Annotated in this window: 6 protein-coding genes; 4 read left to right on the plus strand and 2 right to left on the minus strand. The window is 64.1% G+C overall.

The annotated features are described in order from the left end of the window. On the plus strand, window positions 1-1,720 hold a 1,720-nt coding region (locus tag HP499_RS16700), incomplete at its 5' end, for a polysaccharide lyase 8 family protein (RefSeq protein WP_172325340.1). Between the two features lie 683 nt (window positions 1,721-2,403). Here HP499_RS16700 and gabT read toward each other — a convergent pair. Next, window positions 2,404-3,759: a 4-aminobutyrate--2-oxoglutarate transaminase gene (gene gabT / locus HP499_RS16705; protein WP_026539700.1), complete on the minus strand. Its 1,356-nt coding sequence runs from the start codon at window positions 3,757-3,759 to the stop codon at window positions 2,404-2,406. Between the two features lie 46 nt (window positions 3,760-3,805). After that, the gene (locus HP499_RS16710; RefSeq protein WP_172325341.1) at window positions 3,806-5,236 is read right to left on the minus strand and encodes a gamma-aminobutyraldehyde dehydrogenase; all 1,431 of its coding nucleotides are present in this window, start codon (window positions 5,234-5,236) and stop codon (window positions 3,806-3,808) included. Between the two features lie 143 nt (window positions 5,237-5,379). Between HP499_RS16710 and HP499_RS16715 the strand changes: the two genes are divergently transcribed. The 3 genes from HP499_RS16715 to HP499_RS16725 all read left to right on the plus strand — a co-directional run. Then, a complete protein-coding gene (locus tag HP499_RS16715) occupies window positions 5,380-6,822 on the plus strand; it encodes a PucR family transcriptional regulator (RefSeq protein ID WP_172325342.1) in 1,443 nt (480 codons plus the stop codon). A 75-nt stretch (window positions 6,823-6,897) separates the two neighbouring features. After that, entirely contained in the window at window positions 6,898-8,154 is a 1,257-nt protein-coding gene (locus HP499_RS16720; protein ID WP_172325343.1) for an MFS transporter, read from the plus strand. Further along, window positions 8,151-8,740: FadR/GntR family transcriptional regulator (locus tag HP499_RS16725; RefSeq protein WP_172325344.1), on the plus strand; the 590-nt coding region annotated here is incomplete at its 3' end. The genes HP499_RS16720 and HP499_RS16725, both read left to right, overlap by 4 nt.

The raw sequence follows: 8,740 nt of genomic DNA on the forward strand, positions 1-8,740 counted from the left end.
CGCCCTGGGACGCGACGCCTTGAGCGACACAGTGCGAGGCGGGATCAACAGTGTGTTTACCTACGTCACCAGTGGCGACGGCTTCTACGCCGATGGCTCCTACGTTCAGCACTCCTATCTGCCGTACGCGGGAACCTATGGAGTGGTGGCCTTGGCCGGAATCGCAGAGATCATCGCCATGCTGGGTGGCAGCGATTGGGCAGTCAACGACCCCAAGCGAACCGTGCTCCTCGACGCCGTTGAGGAAACCTATGCCCCGTTCGTGTGGGACGGCCGGATCATGGACACCATCCGCGGCCGTGCTGTCTCCCGGCAGCGCGAACCGGACTACGTCAGCGGCTTCGGGCTCATCTCAGCGGTCCTGTTGCTGGCCCCGGGCTGCGAAGAACCCTACAAGTCCCGGTTCCTGGCCTTAGCCAAGGGCTGGCTGGAACGCTGTGCAGACCAGAAACTGGTGGGGCATCCAACCCAGAGCCTGGCGAAGTCCTTGTTGTCCCTCGGCGTCCTTTCCGACTCTGCCGTGGCTGCTGCACCGGCGCCCGTCTACAGCCGGATGTTTGCTGACCAGGACAGGTTGGTCCATCACCGTCCCCAGTGGGGCTGCACTGTGAACCTTTCCTCCAAGCGCATCGGCCGCTATGAGTGGGGCAACAGCGAGAACAACCTGGGCTGGTACCAGGGCGATGGCATGACTTTCCTATACACCAGGCAGGATCCGTCCCAGTTCAGCGCGGACTTCTGGCCCACGGTGGATCCCTACGCACTGCCCGGCACTACGGTCAATGACCAGGTGCGTGCCAGCGGGGCAGGCGCTGCGGGAACCGGAATTCCGCGGGCCTTCCAGGCCTTCGCGGGCGGGCTCACCGTGAAGGGACGTTGGGGCGTGATCGGCATGGACCACCTCAACCACAACAAGACCCTGTCCGGCCGGAAATCGTGGTTCTTCCTGGACGACGCGGTGGTCTGCCTCGGCGCAGGCATTACCGGTACAGGGGGTTCGGCAGTTCAGACCACCATTGAGAACAGGTCCTTCGCGGCCGGTGCCGTTCCTGCGCTGCGCACCGATTCCCGGAACAGGACCATGGTGCCAGGTGATGCGCCCATAGCTGTAAAGCGGTCCGTGCACCTTGAGGGCCACGGAGGCTTTGTGTTTCTCGAAGCTCCCGGAGTTTCCGGTGGACTCGAAGTTGCCGCAGTCCGCCGGACAGGCTCCTGGTTCGACATTAATTCAGGAGCGGACACCGGCGGCAGCAAAGACCTTGTCACCAGGGACTACGTGACCATCACGCACCGCCATGGCAAAGATCCCGTGGGCTCCGGCTATGCCTACATGGTGTTGCCTGCTGGCAGCCATGCCACCACATTCTCCCAATCCGCGAACCCCGACGTGCACGTGCTCGCCAATTCTGCGGAGGTCCAGATGGTGGAGATAGCCAAGGATCAATTGGTCATGGCCACCTTCTTCGCGGCCGGAACTGGAGGAGGCTACTCCGTGTCCGGGCCGTGCACTTTGGCGGCACACGAAACCGGGGACAAGCTCGGGCTCTCCGTGGCTGATCCGTCCCGGACCCAGTCATCGGTGCGAATCACCGTGGATGGGGCGTGGAGCAAGCTGGCGGATTCCGATTCCGGTATTGCCGTGGTCAGCACCAATCCGCTGGTCATCGAGGTCCAGTTGGACGGACATGGCCACCAGAAGAACCTGACGCTGGGCACCTAGGCGCGTTCCGCCGTCGTGCGTCCTGTGGTTGGTTCGCCGAGTTCGCGGGAACACTGCGCGAACCCCCGGAAGCTTCCAGCGAACTCGGCGGTTTCCAGCGAACACGGCGCAGCAACCCCCGCCAACCCCCGCCAACGCTCGCTGAGTTCGCGGGAACACTGCGAGGACTCCTGGAAACTTCCAGCGAACACGGCGGTTTCCCGCGAACACGGCGCAGCAACCCCGCCAACCCCCGCCAACGCTCGCCGGGATCGCGGGAACACTGCGCGAACCCCCGGAAACTTCCAGCGAACTCGGCGGTTTCCAGCGAACACGGCGCAGCAACCCCCGCCAACGTTCGCCGAGTTCGCGGGAACACTGCGAGGACCCTTGGAAACGTCCAGCGAACTCGGCGGTTTCCCGCGAACACGGCGCAGCAACCCCCGCCAACCCCGCCAACGCTCGCCGGGATCGCGGGAACACTGCCAACAACCCAGGAAGCTTCCAGCGAACTCGGCGGTTTCCCGCGAACACGGCGTAGCAACCCCCGCCAACGCTCGCCGAGTTCGCGGGAACACTGCGCGAACCCTTGGAAGCTTCCAGCGAACCCGCCGGTTTCCCGCGAACCCGGCGGCGAGAGTTACACAAAGGAGGGCCGGGTTCACGAATGAACCCAGCCCTCCTTCTGTGCGAAGCGTTGAAGCTTACGCGTGCGCCTTGATGGCTGCGGCGAGGACTTCGAGGCCGTCGATCAGCAGTTCGTCGCTAATGACCAGCGGCGGGAGCAGACGGATCACGTTGCCGTAGGTGCCACAGGTCAGGATGATGACGCCTTCCTTGAGGCAAGCGGCAGCAACGGCCTTGGTCAGCTCAGCGTTCGGTTCCTTGGAACCCGGCTGTACCAGCTCGATGGCCAGCATGGCGCCACGTCCGCGGATGTCGCCAACTACGGAAACTTCCCCGGCCAGTTCGCGGAGCTTGCCCAGAGCGAGTTCTTCGATGTGGCGGGCACGGCCGTTGAGGTCGTGCTGCTCCATGGTGTCGATCGCTGCAAGTGCTGCGGCGCAGGCAACCGGGTTGCCACCGTAGGTGCCGCCGAGGCCGCCGGGGTGAACGGCGTCGAGCAGGTCTGCACGGCCGGTGATGGCGGACAGCGGGAGGCCGCCGGCGATGCCCTTGGCCATGGTGATGATGTCCGGGACAACACCTTCGTGATCAACGGCGAACCATTCGCCGGTGCGGCAGAAACCGGACTGGACCTCGTCTGCGATGAAGACAATGCCCTTTTCCTTGGCCCACTCGGACAGCGCCGGGAGGAAGCCTTCGGCCGGGACAATGAAGCCACCTTCACCCTGGATGGGTTCGATGATGATGGCGGCAACCTGGTCGCCACCGATCTGCTTCTCGATCATGGTGATGGCACGCTTGGCGGCCTCGGCACCGGTGATCTCCGGGTTTTCTTCACGGAACGGGTAGCTCATGGGCATGCGGTAGACCTCGGGCGCGAACGGGCCGAAGTTTGTCTTGTACGGCATGGCCTTGGCAGTCAGCGCCATGGTCAGGTTGGTACGGCCGTGGTAGGCGTGGTCAAAAGCTACGACGGCGTCGCGGCCGGTGGCCAGGCGGGCAACCTTGACGGCGTTCTCCACGGCTTCAGCACCGGAGTTGAACAGCACGGTGCGCTTGGCGTGGTCGCCGGGGGTGAGGCGGTTGAGCTGCTCGGCAACTGCAACGTAGCCCTCGTACGGGGTGACCATGAAGCAGGTGTGCGTGAAGTGCGCGGCAGCTTCCTGTACAGCAGCGACGACGGCGGGGTCGGACGCGCCGACGCTGGTCACGGCGATGCCGGAGCCGAGGTCGATGAAGGAGTTGCCGTCGACGTCGCGGATGATGCCGCCGTCGGCGTCTTCAACGTAGACGGGGACGCCGGAGGCGACGCCGGCAGCAACGACGGCGGAGCGGCGCTCGGCCAGTGCCTGCGACTTCGGTCCGGGGAAAGCGCCGTTGATGTTGCGCTTTTGTTCGATGCGGTACGAGAGTTCGTTCGCGGTGGTGGTCATGGGGTGGTTGCCTTTCTGGGAAATTCGTACGGGTGGGGCGGACGCGCTACGCGTCGAGAGCACTCATCACGTGCTTGATGCGCGTGTAGTCCTCCACGCCGTACATGGAGAGGTCCTTGCCGTAGCCGGACTGCTTGAAGCCGCCGTGGGGCATCTCTGCCGTCAGGAGGATGTGGGTGTTGATCCAGACCGCACCGAAGTCAAGGTCGCGGCTCATGCGCATGGCCGTGCCGTGGTCGGTGGTCCAGACGCTGGACGCCAGGGCGTATTCGACGTCGTTGGCGAGCTCGAGCGCTTCTTCTTCGGTGCTGAACTTCTGGACGGTGATGACCGGGCCGAAGGTTTCTTTCTGCACGATGTCATCGGTCTGCTTGGCGCCGGAAATGATGGTGGGCTCGAAGAAGAAGCCCTTCTCCCCTGCCCGGTGGCCACCGGTTTCGATCTTGCAGTTGGCCGGCAGGTGCTCCACTACCGAGGTGACGGCGTTGAAGTGGTTCACGTTGTTGAGCGGGCCGAAGTAGTTCTCTTCGTCGTTCTGCGAACCGGTGTGCAGGGTCTTGGTGTGTTCCACCATGGCTGCCACGACGTCGTCGTGCACGGAGTCCTCAACCAGCACGCGGGTGATGGCGGTGCAGTCCTGGCCGGCGTTGAAGAAGGCGAACTCGGCGATGGCCGCGGCGCTCTTCTTGATGTCGGCGTCCTTGAAGACGATGGCCGGAGCCTTGCCGCCAAGTTCCAGGTGTGCGCGCTTGAGGCCCTTGGCTGCCCCGCTTGCCACGGCGATGCCGGCGCGGACGGAACCGGTGATGGACACCAGGCCGGGGACCTTGTGGTCCACCATCATGGCGCCGGTTTCACCGGTGCCGAGGACCACGTTGAGGACGCCGGCCGGGAAGATCTCACCGGCGAGGCGGGCCAGCACCAGGGTGGATTCCGGGGTGGTGTCAGAGGGCTTGAGGACAACTGTGTTGCCTGCGGCCAAGGCGGGGCCGATCTTCCAGATGGCCATGAGGAACGGGTAGTTCCACGGCGCAACCTGGGCTACGACGCCGATCGGTTCGCGGCGCACGTAGGAGGTGTGGCCCTCGAAGTACTCGCCCGCGGACTTGCCTTCCATGATGCGGGCTGCACCGGCGAAGAAGCGGAGCTGGTCTGCGCCTGCAGCAACTTCCTCGGAGGCGATGAGGGAACGGACCTGTCCGGTGTTGCGGTGCTGGGCTTCAACGAGTTCGTCGCTGTTGGCCTCCACGGCGTCGGCGAGCTTGAGGAGCATCAGCTGGCGCTGGCCGGGGGTGGCCTTCTTCCAGGACTTGAAGGCCTGGTTGGCCGCGGTCATGGCGGCGTCCACATCGGCCTGCACCGAAATGGGCGACTTGGCGACGATTTCCCCGGTGGCGGGGTTCACGATGTCCAGGAGACCCGTACCTGCCGGCGTAACGAATTCGCCGTTGATGAAGTTCTGCAAGGTTTGAACCACGGTGTGCAACCTCTTTCGGTGTCTGGCATGGGTTTTAGCTGATCAGAGCCTATGCCAGGGAGGGGGTGCAAGGAATAGTCAGCTGCACACACAGGAAGCCCTCGCTTAGTGCGCTTGACCAGCACCGGGTTACGCTTTTAAGCATGGCAATGTCCCTCGCTTCGCTCGTCGCTGTCCCTTCCCTGAAACTCCGCCAGGCCGGCCTTGCAGAAACCACCTGGAACCAGGACATTAGCTGGGTTGCCGTGACGGAATTGGAGGATCCCCAGCGCTTCCTCAGCGGCGGAGAACTGGTCCTCACCACGGGGCTGCGCCTCAAGAGTGCCGCCGATCAGCGGCGCTTTGTCCGTCAGGTCCAGCGCGCAGGCGCCGTGGGTATTGGCTTTGGCATCGGCCTCACCCACGAGGTCGTTCCGGAAGCACTGATTGCCGAAGCCAACCGCTGGGGTCTTCCGCTGGTGCAAGTGCCCTACGAGATCCCTTTCATTGCCATCGGAAAACTCGTGGCAGAGTCGCACTCCGCTGACCATTACTCCAACCTTGAGCGGCTCCTCGCCGGACATCAGATCCTTGCCCGTTCACTCCTCACCGGCGGCGGCCTCAACGAACTCCTCAAGCAACTGGGCAGCATGCTCCGCACGGACGTTGTGCTCACCCAGTTCAGCGCGCAGCTGTACAACAGCGTGGCCGGGAAACCGGCCCCGACGGCGGATGGTTGGGCTTCGTATCCGATTCCCACCGGCCGCAGGGATGCCTGCACGCTCTGGTTGCGGCAGCCTTTTGTGGACTCGGGAATCGTCAGTTATGCGCAGAACCTCATCAGCGTGGAACTGAACAACATGGTCAAGCAGCGCCAGTCCCAGCGGGCCATGGCCGGCCAGGTGCTGGACGACGTCATCCACGGCACTTTGGAGACCATTGAGGCAGCCCGGCGTTTGGCCGGCGTTGGCATCAACAGCACCCGGAAGAACGTGGTGCTGGTTGCCGAGTCCACAGCCCACCACAAACAACTGGTCAGCATCTCGCTGCCCCAGGCGCTGGAAGCGGGCGTTAGCGCCGTCGTCGGGAAGGACCTGGTGACGGTCATCAGCGACGACGGCAGTTCCGCCACCGCTTTGGCCAAGAGCCTCAGCGATCATTTGCAGGAAGCCGGTATCCACGCCGTCATTGGGATCGGGGGCGCCTACACCAAGCCGAACGGCCTGCGCTGGAGCTACTTTGAAGCGCGCGACGCCGTGGCGCACGGCTTGCCGGTCAACGAGCCGGAGCGCCTGAGCCTGACGTCCCTGCTGCTGGCAAGCGAGGATGTTCCACTGGCGGACATGGCCAGCGAGTCCCTTACGCCCTTGCGGAAGTTCGACGCCGCACATGGCGCAGAGTTGGTGGCCACACTGGAAAGCTACCTGAACCACAACGGCTCAGTCGCCGCCGTGGCTGAAGCCCTCACCTTGCACCGCAACACGGTCCGTTACCGTTTGGCCCAGATCACTGAACTGACCGGGTACGACCCCTCGCAGACGCAGGACCGCGTGCAGCTTTGGCTGGCTTTGGCTGTCCAGCGCCTCGGTTCCCGCAACCCCCGGTAGCCCTCCAACGCTTCTCCGCGGAGAGCTTCACCACAAAACTGTGGACATTAGACGTCAAACGTCTAACCTTTAAATATGGCGACGACTTCTTTGACGACAACTACAGGAAACATCCCTCTGGTCTCCCCCGCGCAAGCGGTCCCTAAGACACGAGTCGTCGCCGTCGTCGGAATTATTGCCGTGGTGCTCATTGGCCTCAACCTGCGCGCGGGCATCACCAGCGCCGCAGCGCTGTTCCACGAACTGCAGCAGGTGCTGGGCTATGGCGCCCTGGTGGCGTCCATCCTGCCGTCCATCCCGCTCCTGTGCTTTGCGGTTGCAGGTTTGGGAACGTCCTGGCTGACCCGCCGCGTAGGCGTAGAGAAAGCCATCGCCATCGCCCTGGCACTGTTGGCCGGCGGCTTGCTGGTGCGCGGCATTCCAGTGACTGGCGCACTATTGGGCGGTACCGTCCTGGCGATGTCCGGCCTGGCAGTGTGCAACGTGGCCATGCCGTCCTTCATCCGCGAGCACTACTCCGAGCGCACGTCCATGATGACCGGCCTTTACACGTTCACCATGTCAGGCGGCGCCACCTTTGCCGCAGTCGTCAGCGTGCCGTTGGCGCAGGAGCTCGGCTCGCCGTCCATGGGTCTGGCTGCCTGGGGCCTGCTGGGTGTCGCAGCCCTCCTCGGCTTCCTGCCGATAGTCCTGCACACCCACCGGAACTCCACCAAGACTGATCGGCCGCGGGTCTCCATGTGGCCGCTGCTGCGCACCCGGCTGGGCATCCTCATCACCGCGATCTTTACGTTCCAGGCTTTCCTCGCCTACGCCGTGATGAGCTGGTTCGCTTACATCCTGACTTCGCAGGGTCTCAGCGCTTCCGAAAGTGGTCTCCAGTTCGGCGTGATGCAGCTGGTCTCCGTCGCTGCCGGCATGATCCTGCTCGCCTTCGGCTCCCGCCCCGGTATGCTCCGCCCCGCGCTGTATCTGGCCAGCAGCTCAACCTTGCTGGCCATCGCCGCCATGGTCTGGCTCCCGACGTCGTTGGCCGTTGTTCCTGCTGTCCTGTTCGGCTTCGGCTTGGGCATCTTCCCGTTGGTTCTGGTGATCATCAGCCGCAGTGGACGCTCGACGGCGGAAACCACCGCGCTCTCCACCATCGCCCAATCGCTGGGATACTTGATTGCGGCAATCGGCCCGTTTGGCATGGGCCTGCTCCACAGCGCAACCGGCGGCTGGGTGCTGCCCCTGAGCCTGTTGTCGGTCGTGGCCGTGGCGCTCATGATTACCTGCCACTTGCTCACCAGCAAGCGCACTGCCACCAAGACCGGACCGAGGACAGCATGACCCTGACCCCTTCGCATCGCCCGGCCCTTGCCGAGGAGATCACCGCCAAGCTGCGGGACATGATCAAGTCCGGCGAGTGGCCACTCCAGGAGCGGATCCCCGCGGAACCTGAGCTGATGTCCACCTTGGGTGTTTCCCGGGGTACCTTGCGCGAGGCAATCAAGGCACTGGCCCATTCGGGCATGTTGGAAGTACGTCGCGGCGATGGCACCTATGTCCGGGCAAACAGCGAGATGTCCGGGGCGGCGCAGCGCATGTACCTGGAACACACGCAGGAACATATCGTTGAGGTCCGGCTTGGCCTGGACACCCAGGCGGCCCGCCTCGCCACCAAACACGCCACCGCCGAGGACCTGGCCCAAATGCGCCGCCTCCTTGCGCTCCGCCACGATGCCTGGCAGGCCGAGGACTACCCCACATGGGCCAGCGCCGACTGGGAGTTCCACGAGCGCGTCGCACTGGCATCGGGCAATCCCCTGCTGCATCAGCTGTACGTTTCGTTTGGTGGCGTGTTCCACAACGACCTCCTGCGGCAGCAGCGCAAGGGCGGCTTCAACGGCATCCCCCGCGAAGGGCACGACGAACT

This window comes from Paenarthrobacter sp. CM16 (assembly GCF_013179505.1).
Lineage (GTDB): Bacteria > Actinomycetota > Actinomycetes > Actinomycetales > Micrococcaceae > Arthrobacter.